Genomic DNA, 16664 nt, shown 5'->3' with positions numbered 1-16664 from the left:
TATGGTTGGGAGGTAGTGGTTTTATGTACTTTTCTCTTAGAAAAACGTATTTTTAATACCTACGCAACCCTTTCAAAGTCTCCAATATATCATCTGTAAAGGCTGTGCTACCCTCTGTCTCTAAAACTCTAAAATATAAACTTCTTAAGAAAGCTCTAATATTTTGTACTAAAATATCATATTGAGGATGCGGGATGTCTTCAACAATTGCTATACTATGTAACCAGTTGCTCCACTCTTCTTCAGTTAAAAGATTTTGGTTACGTAACGACATAATTGGTGCTACTAATCTCTCATCCTCAAAGTGAATGTATACATAGTCATGTAAGCGTACCTTCTGACGAACGGCAGCTAGTATTGCATATGAGAACTCACGATTTTGGATTGTACGCGCTAAAGCATCAAGCGCATCTGCTGCATGTGCAGTAGAGTGTGCCCAGCCTTTTCCTTCTACGTAGCCCCTTACATCTTCTTCTAAATATACATATTCCAACACTTGTTCTGCCACACTGTACAATTGTTCTTCCGATAACAACGGTTCTCTTTCATGAACAGATAAAATAAGTGGTGGAATTAATACGGAGAATGCACGTTTAAATACAGAGTCTGTTCCCTTTTCACCAATTTTATAAAATAAATAATCAGGACTAATTGCTTGTAGCATTAACCCTCGTAATTCTTTTTGTCTAAACACATCATTTGTAATCCATGTATGAAGCGTACTATAAATTAAATCATCACGTAATTCAGCATCTGGTGATCCGATATAATCTAGCATCCACTGCGCATACGGATATGCATCTACGTCTTCTGGTACAGCATAATTATTATTTTTAATTTGTAGTAGTTCTTCTTTTAGTTCTAGTACTTCTGTCATTTTTTTATCCCCTTTAAATTTCTCTTCCTAAATTATTCCCTATTAGTATCATAAAATTAAACCCATTCTTAACGCAATATAAAATGGAATCATTAATTATCTTCACTATGTAACAGTTCTTCCAATGTTGCTTTAACTTCTTCTTCTAATTCATTAATCGTTCCGCTATAAAGTGTTCCTATGCTACTACTTTTTCGATATCCTTGGTAATAATACCAAAGCGAAATAGTACAGACTTCCCATGATTTTGAAGCATCATATTCAAAATTAATTTCTGATCTATATTCATACTCTAAACAATTCTTAGATGTTAGTTCTTCTAATTCATCACCGTCTATATCTCTTTTAATTGACAGCTTCAAATTTAATTTACCATTTTGCGCAAAACGTTCTTCATATATTTTTTGATACTTACTGCAAATGTCTTCACTTATACTCTCTAGTTCCATTATTTTTTGTTTTAACTGTTCATTTATCTGTTCATTTTTAATTTCTAAATATTGTCCATCCTTCTCTTCATTCACTTTATTATTTTTTTGAAACCATCTAAACAAATGTTCATTCCCCCTATATAAACTGTATTAATGTCTTTTAAATAGAACTACTGGATCATCAAATTTACTATTTTCAAATAAAACATCTGCAAGTTCTTTCGGATTATGCTCATCTATATACAACTTACAGGCCGCATGATATCTGTTCAAAAACATCTTCTCTGCTTCTTCATAACTTCCAAAAGCTTCAGTTTCCCGCTTAGCACCACGTTTTCTCGCAATCTCAAAATTTGTATCTACAAAGATTTTGTAATCAAATAAATACGCAACGTCTTTTTTCAATAGAAACGTTCCATCTACTATTAATATCATATTTTGCGTGGCCAATAGCGGCTCATTATGTACAGACATATCCGTTATTAAGTTATGAGAAATCGTTTCATACTGTAAATTCCCGTTAGGTCCTAAAGGCATTAATAATCTTTCTTTGAAAGCTGTATAATCGTGTGCATCTTCATAATACCCTCTTGCAGATTCTTTTCCTTTTGCATAGCGAATCACTCTTGGATTATGAAAATCATCAATGCTGGCGCGTGTTACTGGTAGTCCTCGTTTTTTTATTTCTTCCGCTAGTTCGTTTGCAAATGTTGTTTTTCCTGATGCTGTAATACCACTTACTCCAACTCTTGTTGGATAGGTTAAGTTTAGCTTTACAATATGATCTGCAATTTCTTTGATTCGTTGTTTTCGGTTCATGATATCTCCCTTTATAATTAGTTTACATAATATAATTATAAGTAACAATTCATGTCACTATTTGTCGGTAAATCGATATCCTTTGTCGAATCGTTGATATATCGAAAAAATCGTTGATATATTTTAAGTTATGATAGATATATTTGAAAAATCGTTGATATATTATTAGCTTACTTCCCCTTAAACCCCCGATATAAGGCCGTCCGTAACTCTTGCTTATACTCTTCAATTTCTGGCATTTCGAGTTCTTCTGCTAATCTGATAGCTAATTCAATATCATACGGTACTCGTACAAGTTGAATAGAAAAGCTCGCCGCTTCTTTTTCATTATATGTTCCTTCAAATATTAAATAGGAAGCTTGCGTTATTTCAAGTGGGTTTCCTACGCTACCGGCATTACATAACGTTTTCCCTCTGAAATTTTGAACGAACGCTTGGTGAACATCGCCGTAACAAACGACATCTGGTTTTCTTTCTCCTTCTATATTTTCTGTCAGATCACTATTTTCGAACATACTAATACGTTCTTCTCTTGAAGCGTGTGGTTGAATTCTTTCATATAAACTTCTCGGTGAAGCGTGAAACATACGAATGAGTTTTCCACTCATAAAAAATTCGATTGAAAATGGTAAACTTCTTAAATAATCATTTTGTTCTTCCGATAATTGTTTTTGATGCCATTTTAATGCTTCAAATTCAGTCGGCTTTGTAATAAAATCATCCCAGTTTCCCATTACGACTACTTCACATTCTTTACGAATGATTTCAATTGCTTCACTGGAATGAGGTCCTTTTCCTACTAAATCTCCAAGGCAAATAATGCGCTCGATTCCTCTTAATTTAATATCATTCAACACGGATTCTAATGCTTGAATATTACCGTGAATATCTGAAATTACTGCTATTTTATCCATATAAATTACTCCTTTATTTATTAAATTCGCTTGATTGATACCATTTTGGAATATAGGATGAAAAATCATTATGATCTTCTAAAATTCCATTTAATCTTTCCTTCATATCATCTAATAAATATGGTGTGCTTCGGTTTGTCCATACGATATCAGCCGGGAATATCATTGCTGCATATAATGAGTACAGTTTCCAAAAATGTAGATCAGGTTCTCCTCCGCAATAACCGTGAACTTGTCCAACCGCAAATGGTTTGCTTATATTCGTTGTAAATAGTGCTACTTTATAAAAATCATGAATAGGATCACCAATATCGAATCTAGCAAAATCAATGACAGCCCGAAACTCATTTTGGTCAATCATTATATTAGCCGGATGAAAATCGTCATGTAAAAATACGATGGGACGATTTTTTAATAAATCTTTATGATTTCCTACAAAATCTATCACTGTATTTAAACGAAAAAAGTCTACTTCATATTCTTTCAACGCTTCTAAGTATCTCTCATATTTACTCCATATAGAGATTTCCCATGAATTACTTTTATCTTCTTTTTCAACTAAATGAATCTTTTTTAGTACTTCTCCAGCCTTTTTTCCAGCCCTATACTGCTCTTCTGTAGACAACGTTCTTAATATATCTTCACCATCTAATCCATCAATCCATTCAAAAACTTGTACACATTTATTGAATTTAGTAAGACTAATAAAATGAATTAATTTTGGCATAGGAATATGTAAAGAATCTAGCTGCTGCATATATTCATATTCTTCCTGCTTCCGTTCAAAATATGATGAATCGCATACTTTAATAAAATACGAGGCCCCACTCTCTAATTCAATTTTATATTTCTCATCGAATGAAAAGCCTTTTGAAATAACAGTCGCTTTTAACATACGAGGCCATTCTAGTATTCTCTCTATCTCCCTAAGCATTTCTTTCACAACGTTCACCTCTATTAATATATGTACAAACTACCTAGCACTTCATGCTCTCGTTTATTTCCACCTTTAAACTCTACTGCAAATGGATATTCGCCATTCTTATTCAAATGTTCTAGTACTAGCCCTTCTCCACTCGGTTCACAAAACTGCACATGAACATCTCCAAATACTACACTTTGACACTCAGCATTCCATTTTTCATTTTTCACAACTGAGCTTGTAGATAGTCCCATTACTTTTTTCCATTTCCGTACTGTTTCTCGAACGTTTTTTACTGCGTAATGAATCGTTTCAATTTGTTGCACTTTGTTTTTATGTTCAGTGATCATCCCACTGTTACGTAAATCGTTTCTTCTTTCTTCGTCCGTTTCATTCCACTGTATAAAGAAAGGTAATTTCGGTCCGTTCTCTTCTTGCTTAACGAATAACATTTTCCATTCTAAAAGTCGGCCATCTTTTCTCATGCGTTTCCCTTCAAATGGCCCTATCGTATGTAAGCCGTACTTATTAAAGTTAACTGCTAGCTCCTCAATTGCATCTGTTCGGATCGCGATTTGTAGCATTCCTTCTCCATTTTGTAGTTTCACCACTGTTTCTTGTACTAATGGATTTTCTGCTTCTTTCGCTTTTTCTTCATATTGAACTGCTAAAAATTCTATATATGATAAATCAAAATAACTTAAACTATTCCAAGTACCCCAATTCGTATGCTCTCCGCCTAATACAGTATGAAATCCAAGTTCCTGCATTTGTTTTGCCGCTTCCTCCGGTGTACCATGAACTGCGTGAACAAGATGATCAAATCGTAACATGTCTTTCTCCCCTTTCTCTCCATCCTTTTATTGTATATTTTATTTTTCTTTCATTCAATTCAAAAACTTTAAAACCTAGTTGATTTATACGATTAATATGTATTATAATGAAACAAATTTAATTATTGCTGATTGGAAAAACCAAAGGCACTTTTCTCATACGGGAAAAGTGTCTTTTTCATTTATTATTACAGGGGGATTATTTATGCAGAAATTAATTGTCTTTGCTATTATTGGATTTTTCGCTCAACTGATCGATGGAGCACTCGGAATGGCGTATGGGGTAACGTCTACTTCACTATTATTAATGTTTGGTATTGCACCGGCTGTAGCTTCCGCATCGGTTCATTTAGCTGAAGTCGTTACAACTGCAGCTTCTGGCGCATCTCATATCAAATTTGGAAACGTTGATAAATATACAGTTTCCAGGCTTACATTACCTGGGGCAATCGGCGCATTTGTTGGGGCATGTTTTTTAAGTAATTTGCCTGGAGATGTAATCAAACCGTACATTTCCGTATTTTTATTTACTTTAGGGGTTTATATTTTATTACGATTCATCATTCAAAAACAAATTGTCACTTCAAATAAGCGTATGTCTGCAAAACAACTTGTGCCGCTTGGTTTATTCGCTGGATTCGTTGATTCAACTGGTGGCGGTGGTTGGGGGCCGATTACGACACCTGTTCTTCTAGCAAGAGGAAATGAAGCTAGAAAAGTTATTGGATCTGTAGATACGAGTGAATTTCCTGTTTCACTCGCTGCAACAATCGGCTTCTTCATCTCACTTGGCTGGGAACAAGTAAGCTGGGTTTGGGTATTTTCTCTCATGCTCGGTGGTATCGTAGCGGCACCAATCGCGGCATGGCTAGTTCGCATCGTTCCTTCTCATTTACTTGGCGTATTAGTTGGTGGTCTTATTATCTTTACAAACATTCGTACACTGCTTACTACATTTAAAGTGGATCCAACTATTATTTCACTTTCTTACGTTGCAGTTGGTCTTGTCGTTATTATTTCTATTTTCATTGCTGTTCGTAATCATTCCAATCGTCCTAATACGTCAACGGCTGAGTATCCGAATGATCAGAAGCAAATGCTACCATAACTATAAAAAATACCGCTCAATTTAGAGCGGTATTTTTTATTTTTCTATTTTCCAATTAATCATCATTTCTGTAGCATTTACTCTCTTCATATGTAACTTTTCTAAAACACGCATCGAACTATAATTATCTAGAAGTGTCTCTGCAATTATTGTTTCTACCTCACCTGTTTTGAAAGCCCAATCGATTAGTTCTTTTACAGCTTCTGTTGCATAGCCCTGATTCCAATATTTCTCAATGAATCCATAGCCAATTTCTACTGTTTGATCCTCGTTTGGTTTCCCTTTAAACCCAATATCACCTAAAACGCTATCGTCTTCTTTTCGAAGAACATACCACGCCCCCCATGGTAATAAAGTTGCATCTTTTTTTACATTCTTTACATGCCCTACAATATGCGGACCGCTATTATATCCTTGCTCGTTAGCGACTTGAATCCTCTCTTCTGTACACGGCACTATATAGAGCCTTTCTGTTTCTAATTTCATTTTGATTTCCCCTTTTTGCTTAAACGTTACCCTAATTATAACAAATAATATGACTTTATTATGAATGTCGAATTATATTTTTCTGAATTTTCTTTTAATTTAGAGGGTTTTTCAATATTTTTTGCGAAACATTTGTATAACAATTTTTTCTTTGCTTATTGCTACATAATAGTAGGTTCGGGTGGAGTTTTGCAAGCGTTTCCTATACAATAACCGATATTTTTTGACTTTTCCTAACAAAATATCTTGCAATATATTCAGAAAGTCATTACAATTGCCATATATTAAAAATCTTAGCAATATATAAATCCTCATCAATCCGATGAGGTAGAGGTTGCGACTTTTAATAGTAAAACGGACGAGACACAGAGAATGTCAGCTGACTCCGTTTGAAAGGAAAAGTTGCCGAAGTTTATATTTCTTCTCTGGAAATATGAGCTGGGGCTGTCTCCGAAAGGAACAGAACTGTCACGTTTACAAAATTACCGTGTAAACGTGGGGTGCTATCTTAACGGAAGGGTATGATGGGGTGGTTATTTGTGAAACGTTCCGCCAAATTCCTTTGGCGGTTTTTTGTATTTTTCTCCCCCGCTCCTTCCTAACCTACAAGAAAAGGAGTGTTGAACATGAATAGCGCAACAAATCAATCTACCTCTAAAACGCAAACTACACAAGGACAAGGTGAATTAAAACGCGGATTAAAATCTCGTCACCTTACGATGATTTCTCTCGGTGGTACAATTGGTACCGGACTATTTCTTGCCAGTGGTGGTGTCATCCATACAGCTGGACCTGGTGGCGCATTAATTGCATACGCCGCAATTGGAATTATGGTTTATTTTTTAATGACAAGCTTAGCTGAACTTGCAGCTTACATGCCTGTTACTGGATCTTTTAGTACGTATGCAACAAAATTTGTTGATCCATCACTTGGCTTTGCACTTGGATGGAACTATTGGTATAACTGGGCAATTACGATTGCTGCTGAACTTGCAGCCGTAACATTAATTATGAAATTTTGGTTCCCAGATACCCCTTCTCTTATTTGGAGCGGATTATGTTTAGCTATTATTTTCCTTTTAAACTATTTATCTGTTAAAGGGTTTGGTGAATCTGAATATTGGTTCGCACTTATTAAAGTAGTTACGATTATTATCTTTTTAATTGTTGGTTTCATGATGATTTTTGGAATTATGGGCGGTGAAACGGTTGGATTTAAAAACTTCACTGTTGCAGATGCACCATTTAACGGCGGTATCATGGCAATTATCGGTGTGTTTATGGCAGCTGGTTTCTCATTCCAAGGTACTGAACTATTAGGAGTAGCTGCTGGTGAAACTTCTGATCCAGAGCGTAATATTCCGAAAGCGATTCGTTCAATCTTTTGGCGTATTCTTTTATTCTATATCCTTGCAATTCTCGTTATCGGTTTATTAATTCCTTATACAACTGAAAGCCTTGCTGCAAGTGATGTTACAGTAAGTCCGTTTACACTTATTTTTGAAAAAGCGGGCGTTGCCTTTGCTGCTTCTGTTATGAACGCTGTTATTTTAACGGCAGTACTATCTGCTGGTAACTCTGGTATGTATGCATCAACTCGTATGCTTTGGGATTTAGCTCGCCAAGGAAAAGCACCAAAGTTTCTTGGTAAATTAGATAGCCGCGGTGTACCTGTTAACGCATTAATCGTAACATCAATTGTCGGTAGTATCGCTTTCATTGCTTCTTTATTCGGTGACGGTGTTGTATACATTTGGTTATTAAATGCATCAGGAATGTCTGGCTTTATCGCTTGGGTCGGCATTGCAATTAGTCATTACCGTTTCCGTAAAGCGTATATCGCACAAGGAAAAGATTTAAATGACTTACCATATAGAGCAAAATGGTTCCCATTTGGTCCAATCTTCGCATTTACACTTTGTATCATCGTAATTTTAGGACAAAACTACGGCGCATTTATGGGTGAATCAATCGATTGGAATGGCGTACTCGTTTCTTACATCGGTTTACCACTCTTCTTAGTACTATGGTTAGGATATAAATTTACGAAAAAAACAAAAGTGATTCCACTTGATAAATGTGAACTAAAATAAAGTGAAACGAGCAAACAAATTTGTTTGCTCGTTTTTTGTTGCAAACCTCTTTCCTTCCCTATTGCTCCTGTTTTTGCCATAATAGAAGAAATATAAATAAAAGGTTGGGATACAATGAACATTCGCATTACTGATGAAGCAAAAGCAGCTATACATAGATTAGAACGTGAAGACAAAAAGATCATTCGCATTAGAGGAACAATGACAAACTCCTGTAGTATTTTCGTTGATGTCGATTTAATTTGGGATACATTTAACGCAGATGATGTTGTATATGAAGATGCGGAGCTTATCGTACAAATGGATTCATTTACGAAAGACTACACTGGTGATACAGTGAAGCTTGATTATAAGACGACAGGTTTTAGTATTACGACTCCGAGTGAGACTTTGGTTTATGGATTGTCGATTAAAAAATAAAAATTGTTTTCATTTGACCACCGAGGTGAAAAAATGGGTAAATATGTTCCGTTAAAATTTTTATTTAATGAAGAATTAGCAGAAAAAATAGCTGATTCTATTTGTAAACACGATCCTTGTTTCTCTAAAAGCATCTTTGTAGATTCTGTAGCTTGTAAAGTTGAAAATTTAGAGTTAAAACAGCGTATTGAAGTAATTGCAGATGAATTACACAATGCTTTACAAAAAGATTTTAATGCCGCAATACATATATTACTGAAAACATTAGGACCAGAAAATACAACAGAAGTAGGCACATTTACAAATGGATATATGTACATGCCTGTTGCAAAATACGTTGAAAAATATGGGCTTAACGATTTTAAAATCTCGTTTAATGCAATGTATGAAATAACGAAAAGGAATACTGCTGAATATGCCATTCGGCCCTTTCTTGAAACATACCATGAAGATACACTAAACATATTACAACAGTGGATTCATGACGAAAACAGCCACATTAGGAGATTAGTTTCTGAAGGTACAAGACCAAGGCTTCCTTGGGCTAAAAAAATAGGAGCTCTAAAAGGTGATTTTCAGTACAATTTACAACTTCTTGAACCATTAATGAATGACCCTTCTAAATATGTTCAAAAATCTGTAGCCAATCATATTAACGATATTACGAAAGAAGATAAAGAACTCGTTTTTCAGTGGTTACAGCAATTACGTGATAAACAGCATCCTATTAATCCTTGGATTATAAAACATGGGTTAAGAACAGTTATTAAAAATGGTAATTTACCAAAAGATTTTTGTTTTTAAATATTTTAAACAAAGCCGCTTATGCTTCAAAAATGAAGTATAAGCGGTTTTCCTTTTGAATACAGAAATAACAAACGTAAAAAGCACTTTAAATTTCTTCTTTATATCATTATTTTACTAGCTCTTCTATGTTATTACTTTCCTTAATTTTTTCGGATGATAGCCAGAGTGAATAACTTGTTCCATCCTTGTTCCTTAAATATATGTTAAATTCCTTATTATATAGTTCTTCTTTAAGAATAGTGACTACCTTTCTCAAATCATCTATTACATATGGATCATTTCTATATTTTATCTCACTGTCATTGAAAACTAATGTCAATTCATACTCTAGACAATTGCCGTCTTTCGGGTGTGGACAAGTAATATCCTCAATTTCAAAACGATCATTTTGAATTTCATTTAACCTTACGCCTACTTTTGTTTCAGTTTGAACCAAATATGTCCAATAACCGCTTACTGTGTTTTTCATTGTTAAAAGCAGTTCTTCTTTCGTTATAGCTTTTTGCACATTTTGAAAAGGCAAGCCTATAGATTCACCATTATAATCCTCAATTTCAAGTGTTGTTATCTTTCTATTACTCTTCTGAATGAATTGGATTAGAGCATATAAACGATCTAATTCTTTTGATTCAAATTGACTGTAATCAATCTTGTCACTCGTTTTTAAAGTTAATAATAACGTATCCGTTGGTTTCTCCTCTATATCATCATCCACTATATATTGAAAAACATTTTTATTTTCAGGTTCCACGTAACCTAATTTTTAATTTCTTCTAGCATTGGTTTAAATTTCTTATATTCCTCATATGTTTTTTCCGTATTGATATTCATCACCTTTTATTCTTGAATATAAGAAGCCATCTACCTCTACTCTAAATTGAATATTTTTGTTATTTTTTGCTTGAACAGTATGATATGTATGCCCCATATTCCCTTCGTTTATAGCACCCCAATGTGTTACAATCACATCAATTCCGTGCTTTTTTTTCACATATTTTTTCACCTGATCGTCATCTTTATAATTACACCCACTTAAACATAAGAAACATAACAATAGTAACATTACATTTTTCATTCTTTTCATATAGCACCTTGCCCTCTTTTCGCATAAACAAAATATTCCATATATAAAGAATACTAAATCGCTGAATGTTTTCAAAGAATTAAAATATTTTTACACTCGGTTTATATATCTATTTCTTTTATTAATGGCTCTAATAAGTTTTAATATTGATAATCGAATATAATAAAAGAAACCTAAATTTAAGTTTTCCCATTTTTACCAACAATTTAAATTTTAATAGATATTTTTAGCCAAGTAATAATTCGTAGTACCTGAAACGACTCAAACCAAGTAATGAAAAACAGGAGAACAAAGAAAGAGATAAGTGATATGAATTTTAATCTTCCATCTTCACGTCTAGCAATCGCTATAATACTCAGAACCACTCCAATTAAAAAAATATACCTAATAGGATAATAGGCTCAGAATAGCTATCTATTATCCTATTTAATCCAAATAATAACATTCCAAAAGTCATCAATGTTATTGAAAATACACTAAATTTTTCATAATTCAACCTCCAATATAATTTTACTATTTTATGGAGAGAATAATTTTTTTATGCGTATGGATGAACAATTACACTATAAAATTAGATAACTCAATTTATTTTTTCATTAAACAACTGCCTTCTTTTATACCCTCAAAGGATTCCCACTCGATTATCCCGAATATATAAATAACCATTCTCACAAGGAGCAAATTTATATGAATCTATTCGAACACGAAACGTAAAACCGCTTCTCTTTCATGAGAGGTCCTCCCGTTCTCCGTTCTCCTTTCTCATCATATCATTCATTGAAAAATAGGAGGACATAATTATGAAACGTGATCCATTATTTTTAACTTTATTAGAAAGTGCAAATACACATTTTAGCGGTTGGGATTTTTCTTTCATTTCAGAAACGGGCCGAATGAAGAGCGAGCCTTTATCATGGTCGTACGGCAGCATTGCTTTCCTGCTTATGCAACGTGCAAAGTCAATGCTCGATATGGGTACTGGCGGCGGAGAGTTTTTATCTATGTTACAACCGTTCCCGTCAACTATTTATGCTACTGAGGGTTATGCTCCAAATGTGCCAATTGCTCGGAAGAAATTAGAGCCTTTAGGAGTTACAGTCGTCAAAGTGATTAATGATACTGTATTACCATTTCAAGATGGGCAGTTTGATTTCATTATAAATCAACATGAATCCTATGCTGCCTCTGAGGTAAAACGAATTCTTTCTCCACATGGCGTTTTCCTTACACAACAAGTTGGTGGTCTCGATTGTGTGGAACTTAATGAGCAATTTAACGCACCGCTAAATAACGAATTTGCAAGTTGGTCACTTGAAGCAGCATGTAGTGAGTTAGAGGAAAATGGATTTACTATCTTAGATGCAAAAGAAGAATTCCCTTTCCAACGCTTTTATGATATTGGCGCTATTGTCTATTATTTAAAAGCGATTCCGTGGCAAATTCCTGATTTTACTGTCGAAAGGTATTATAAGGAACTATATCGTATACATGAAATCATCTTGCAAAAAGGATATTTTGATGTGAAGCAACATCGATTTATGATTAAGGCGATTCACAGCTAACAAAAAGGGGGCGGCAAAGCCACCTCTTTTTTGTTCCGTTTACGTATGTTCTCTACGCTTTCACCATAAGAAAAGTTATATCATACATATTACAATTCTGACCAATAAATTGTATTTCTGAAACATATAATCACTTCGTATATATAATGAGAACAAAACGTGATTTTTCACTATCCTCTTCTATTGAGAAATGAGTTGTTTTTCATATCGCATGTTCGCATCATCTTCTGTCAAACATGCAGTTGTGTAATTAATAATATTCCGGTTATCGTACGTGAATATATGTTTTAACTTATTTTCTTCTGTTATTACTGTCGGTAAGTATTTTGGTAAGTTGCTAACTACACCTCTATTATCACCATCTAATATCCAATCAATTTCTTTCCATTCTAATAATCCTTCAGCCGTACGTAATGGTGTATTCATTTGCATTCCATCTGGAAAATCAGCAACGAACACATACATTCCTTCACTAGCCTGGGGCTCATCTTTACCTTTAAAAACAACAGTCCCTTTATACGTTACACTTGAAAGTTCTATACCCGTTTCCTCAAACGTTTCTCTAATTATTCCTTCGTATGGCGTTTCATTCTCTTCTATTTTTCCTCCAACACCATTCCACATCCCCATATTCGGCTTTTTATTTCTATTTAATAGCAGTATTTTATCGCTTTTTCTAATAAAACAAATTGTGTATTTGTACATACGATCATTTCCTTTCATTTTCCACATGAGTTATTTGGCTTATTTTCAAGTAAAAACACTCGCCTTACAATTCCTTACTACATAATATATAGTACAACTTTCATGCGTAAACACTTTACGTCAAACGAGAGAATCCTTTTTAGAAAGGAGAATTTAAAATCGATAATATAAGCAATGAATTTCTAAACCAATATTACAACAGCCTCGTGTGGTTAAACGATACACACTGGTTCGGGGTTCCAATCTGTAAACTTCCCTCTGATCTCTTTTTGTATCAAGAAATTATTTATGAATTAAAGCCCGATTTAATTATTGAATGCGGGACTTTTCACGGTGGTAGTGCACTGTATTTAGCTTCTATGTTAGATTTAATTGGAAAAGGTCACGTACTTACTATCGATATAACTCCGCAGCCAAATCGGCCATCACATAATCGGATTACGTATTTAACAGCATCTTCTGTTTCTGTGCAGGCCATCCAAACAATTGTAAGCATGCGCAAACCTGATGATGTGGTTTTAGTTATTTTAGATTCTGATCATAGTAAAGAACATGTTTCCAAAGAACTATTACTATATAAATCTATCGTCACTACTGGCAGTTATATGATTGTAGAAGATACCTCCATTAATGGAAATCCGCTTCTTCCCGATTGGGGTCCTGGCCCGATGGAAGCTGTGGATGAGTTTTTAACTAAAAATAATAACTTCATAATCGACGAGTCTAAACATAAATTTTTCATATCATTTAATCCAAAAGGTTTTTTAAAGAAAATAAAGTGAAACTTTAATAAGTGGGGTTTTGCTCATCCCCCACTTATTCTATCATTTTCATTTTTGAAAAAGGATAATATACAAATTCCACCTTGCCTATTATGTTATCTTCTTCAATATATCCTAAGCCATTTCGACTATCTCTACTTACTTCGCGGTTATCTCCCATTACAAATAACTTATTTGGCGGAATTTTTGTCTTTTGAAAATTATAAAACACTTGTGTGTTGTTAAATAAATCTTTGTTTGTATATGGTTCTTCTTGCTTTTTATCGTTCACATATACCTTTCCGTTCGTTATGTTAATTACATCACCAGGAAGCCCTATTACACGTTTCACATAATATTTCGATTCATCCTCTTCTTTTATAATGACAATTTCTCCGTGTTGTAAATTAGAAAGACGTACTACCGCTTTATTTACAAATACGTAGTCTTCTTCATATAAAGTCGGCTGCATCGATTCCCCTTCCACCTTACATAAAGTAAAAGAATGGTAGCCTATGACTATCACCAATATAAATAGTATGTACTTTCCCCAGCCTCTCTTAATCTCCTTTTTCATATCCATTCCCACCTTATAAAGCGCTTTTTAACTCAAAAAATATATCACTGCACAATATGTTTCCATGCAGTGATACTATTTTTACTGTGCCTTGTTCGGTTGTTCTACTGGAATTGAATTTGCATTTGATCTATTTGTTTTTAATTCAAAATACGCATCCAAAATCTCTTTACCAATCGCAGAATTAATTCCTGATTTATCATCATTCACCCATGGTACAACAACTGAAAAAGCTACTTCCGGATCAGCATCATATGGTGCATAACCGGCAAGAGTTAAATTATAACATTTTTTTCGGTTGTTGTTCTCATCTCTTCCAATATCACTTTCTCCACCATATACTGTCTCAGCTGTTCCTGTTTTTCCCGCTGGTTTATATGGTAGACCTTTAAACGTTCCGGTACCTGTTCCGTCAGCTTCTTGAAAAACTCTTCTAAATCCTTCTTTTACATGATTAATGTACGAAGTGTCCATATCCACTCTATTTAATACAACTGGTTCAATCGACCGAACGACTTTTCCTACATCCTCTGGTCTATTCGGTTGCTCTCTAACTTCTTGTACAATTTGTGGTTTCATTCGGTAACCGCCATTTGCAATGGTTGAAATATATTGTGCAAGCTGAAGCGGCGTATATGTATCATACTGTCCAATCGCGTAATCAAGTAAAAATCCGGGTATGTTATCAGTTCTACCTACTTGACCAATTGATTCATTTGGCAGGTCAATACCAGTCGACACACCTAGGCCAAATTGTCTAAAATAGTAGCGCATTTTATTAAATGTTTCTTGTTTAATGTCTAATGGATTGTTTGGGACATAATTAATGCCTGCCATTTTTAAAGCCGTATTAAACATATAAACGTTCGATGACACTTGCAAAGCTCTTAAATCATCAATATCCCCAAATTCTTTCCACGATTTCTTCGGCTTAGAACTTCCTTTAAAATACATTGGCGCATCAAAGAAATGTGTATACGGCTTAATCGCTTCTGTTTGATATCCAGTTAATAAAGTAGCCCCTTTTACAGTTGACCCTAACTCATAAGAACTTGTCATCGTTCCTAATGCATAATCTTCTATTTGCATACCGCCATCTTTATTTACAATTTTCTTTCCTGCCATTGATAAAATTTGACCGTTTTTCGGATTCATCATTACTACGAACGCACGATCCATCATCGGCTCTGCAGCATGAAAGGCTCGTAAATTCTTTTCAAGGCTGCCCTCTACTCTTTTCTGTAAATCCATATCGACTGTTAACATCAAGTTATTTCCACTTTTTCCTTCAGTCACTTTTTCTGTTCGAACAATCTTCCCTGCTTTATCCATAATATTTTTAGACTGTTCCTTCGTTCCATGTAGTGCATCTTCATATTGTTTTTCAATGTAACTTTTACCAATACGGTCGTTTCGATTATAATCACGAACTAAATAATAATCTAATTGTTCTCTTGGCAATCCTTCATTTTCATTAGAAACGCTACCTAGTATAGAGCGCAGTATTTTATCATTTGGGTATTCACGTTCCCAATCTACTGTCGTATCTACCCCTGGTAAGCTTGCCAACCTTTCACTAACGACAGCATATTCATTTTGACTTACATCTTTTTTAACGATTTGCGGCGTCATTTTATATCCCGCATTCATTTTGCTTTTAATTACTAATACTTCTATATCTTCCTTTGAAAGCTCATTTAGTTCTTCTTGTGTAATTCTTTCCCGGCGCAGTTCTTCTACTTTTTTATCTAACTCTTTTCCTTCTATTTCTTGCTTTCTAAATTTACTCTCATCTTCTTTCGTTACTTTCGCCGCTGCCCGCTTTTCATTTAACTGCATCCAAAAATCTTTCTTATCTGTCTCTGTTAACTTATCCATGTCCTCTTGCGACATTTCAATTAGCTTAGCTAAATCTCTTGCTACTTGTAAAACTTCTTTCGAGTCTACTCCTCTCATTTTCGTATATGTAACGGTTCGTAATGGTTTATTATTTACAATAACGTGACCTTGCCGATCAAACATTTTCCCTCTAGGAACGGGAGTACTTACCGTTACATCTTCCTTTTTGTTTACTTCATTTCTATACGTTTCTCCATCAATGATTTGTACTTTACCTAATTGAATTATAATAGCTGAAAATAAAAGAAAGACAATAAAAAATAGTACATTTAACCGAAATGGAATATGAGTCTTTTTCTTTTCGATTGTTTTTTCTGCTCCTTTTTCTGTCTCATTTCGCTCCCTCGCTTCATTCTATTAACATTT

The 16664-nt window shown here is 34.3% G+C and carries 15 protein-coding genes, 3 pseudogenes and 1 riboswitch; of the genes and pseudogenes, 6 read left to right on the top strand and 12 right to left on the bottom strand.

Features of this window, described 5'->3' with window-relative positions; all coding sequences use genetic code 11:
* Positions 1-52: 52 nt before the first annotated feature.
* From IQ781_RS00790 to IQ781_RS00765, 6 genes are all read right to left on the bottom strand, one after another.
* Positions 53-877 carry a DUF2785 domain-containing protein gene (locus IQ781_RS00790; protein WP_000141231.1) on the bottom strand — a complete coding sequence of 275 codons (825 nt, stop codon included), beginning with the start codon at positions 875-877 and terminating at the stop codon, positions 53-55.
* Between the two features lie 92 nt (positions 878-969).
* Entirely contained in the window at positions 970-1431 is a 462-nt protein-coding gene (locus IQ781_RS00785) for a hypothetical protein (RefSeq protein WP_000490271.1), read from the bottom strand.
* A gap of 27 nt (positions 1432-1458) precedes the next feature.
* The gene (locus IQ781_RS00780) at positions 1459-2127 is read right to left on the bottom strand and encodes a nucleoside/nucleotide kinase family protein (RefSeq protein ID WP_001080563.1); all 669 of its coding nucleotides are present in this window, start codon (positions 2125-2127) and stop codon (positions 1459-1461) included.
* 170 nt (positions 2128-2297) lie between these two features.
* Entirely contained in the window at positions 2298-3041 is a 744-nt protein-coding gene (locus tag IQ781_RS00775) for a metallophosphoesterase family protein (RefSeq protein WP_000357656.1), read from the bottom strand.
* Between the two features lie 13 nt (positions 3042-3054).
* Positions 3055-3984, bottom strand: coding sequence for an aminoglycoside phosphotransferase family protein (locus tag IQ781_RS00770; RefSeq protein ID WP_072770002.1), 930 nt, complete (start codon positions 3982-3984; stop codon positions 3055-3057).
* 14 nt (positions 3985-3998) lie between these two features.
* A complete protein-coding gene (locus IQ781_RS00765; RefSeq protein WP_065382379.1) occupies positions 3999-4796 on the bottom strand; it encodes a VOC family protein in 798 nt (265 codons plus the stop codon).
* Positions 4797-4893: 97 nt separating this feature from the next.
* Here IQ781_RS00765 and IQ781_RS00760 point away from each other — a divergent pair, with 97 nt between their 5' ends.
* On the top strand, positions 4894-5904 hold the full coding sequence (locus IQ781_RS00760) for a sulfite exporter TauE/SafE family protein (protein WP_002024365.1): 1011 nt from the start codon (positions 4894-4896) through the stop codon (positions 5902-5904).
* Between the two features lie 36 nt (positions 5905-5940).
* Here the strand turns inward: IQ781_RS00760 and IQ781_RS00755 are convergent, their stop codons facing one another.
* On the bottom strand, positions 5941-6390 hold the full coding sequence (locus IQ781_RS00755; protein ID WP_000764604.1) for a GNAT family N-acetyltransferase: 450 nt from the start codon (positions 6388-6390) through the stop codon (positions 5941-5943).
* A gap of 320 nt (positions 6391-6710) precedes the next feature.
* Positions 6711-6904: riboswitch (Lysine riboswitch) on the top strand.
* Positions 6905-7016: 112 nt separating this feature from the next.
* Between IQ781_RS00755 and IQ781_RS00750 the strand changes: the two genes are divergently transcribed.
* The 3 genes from IQ781_RS00750 (at position 7017) to IQ781_RS00740 (ending at position 9707) form a co-directional block, all read left to right on the top strand.
* Entirely contained in the window at positions 7017-8483 is a 1467-nt protein-coding gene (locus IQ781_RS00750) for an amino acid permease (RefSeq protein ID WP_001083397.1), read from the top strand.
* Positions 8484-8597: 114 nt separating this feature from the next.
* Positions 8598-8903 carry an iron-sulfur cluster biosynthesis family protein gene (locus IQ781_RS00745; RefSeq protein ID WP_002026004.1) on the top strand — a complete coding sequence of 102 codons (306 nt, stop codon included), beginning with the start codon at positions 8598-8600 and terminating at the stop codon, positions 8901-8903.
* 33 nt (positions 8904-8936) lie between these two features.
* Positions 8937-9707 carry a DNA alkylation repair protein gene (locus IQ781_RS00740; protein ID WP_000521693.1) on the top strand — a complete coding sequence of 257 codons (771 nt, stop codon included), beginning with the start codon at positions 8937-8939 and terminating at the stop codon, positions 9705-9707.
* Positions 9708-9816: 109 nt separating this feature from the next.
* Here the strand turns inward: IQ781_RS00740 and IQ781_RS00735 are convergent.
* Positions 9817-10794 (bottom strand): annotated as a pseudogene (locus IQ781_RS00735) (hypothetical protein).
* 206 nt (positions 10795-11000) lie between these two features.
* Positions 11001-11251, bottom strand: a pseudogene (locus IQ781_RS28250) (hypothetical protein).
* Between the two features lie 343 nt (positions 11252-11594).
* On the opposite strand from IQ781_RS28250, the gene IQ781_RS00730 reads away from it, so the two are divergent.
* Positions 11595-12356, top strand: coding sequence for a class I SAM-dependent methyltransferase (locus IQ781_RS00730; RefSeq protein WP_000817566.1), 762 nt, complete (start codon positions 11595-11597; stop codon positions 12354-12356).
* Positions 12357-12536: 180 nt separating this feature from the next.
* On the opposite strand, the gene IQ781_RS00725 is transcribed toward IQ781_RS00730, so the two are convergent.
* Complete coding sequence (locus IQ781_RS00725; RefSeq protein ID WP_139847091.1) at positions 12537-13061, bottom strand: NUDIX hydrolase; 525 nt, start codon at positions 13059-13061, stop codon at positions 12537-12539.
* Between the two features lie 158 nt (positions 13062-13219).
* On the opposite strand from IQ781_RS00725, the gene IQ781_RS00720 reads away from it, so the two are divergent.
* A complete protein-coding gene (locus IQ781_RS00720; RefSeq protein WP_265736937.1) occupies positions 13220-13843 on the top strand; it encodes a cephalosporin hydroxylase family protein in 624 nt (207 codons plus the stop codon).
* Between the two features lie 34 nt (positions 13844-13877).
* Here IQ781_RS00720 and lepB read toward each other — a convergent pair whose 3' ends face one another.
* Positions 13878-14399 carry a signal peptidase I gene (gene lepB / locus IQ781_RS00715; RefSeq protein ID WP_002094069.1) on the bottom strand — a complete coding sequence of 174 codons (522 nt, stop codon included), beginning with the start codon at positions 14397-14399 and terminating at the stop codon, positions 13878-13880.
* Positions 14400-14480: 81 nt separating this feature from the next.
* Positions 14481-16633: pseudogene (locus tag IQ781_RS00710) on the bottom strand (peptidoglycan D,D-transpeptidase FtsI family protein).
* Positions 16634-16664 lie beyond the last annotated feature (31 nt).

The sequence above is a fragment of the Bacillus sp. N447-1 genome, from assembly GCF_022701035.1.
GTDB lineage: Bacteria > Bacillota > Bacilli > Bacillales > Bacillaceae_G > Bacillus_A > Bacillus_A cereus.
This window is presented reverse-complemented; position numbering and strand designations above follow the sequence as displayed.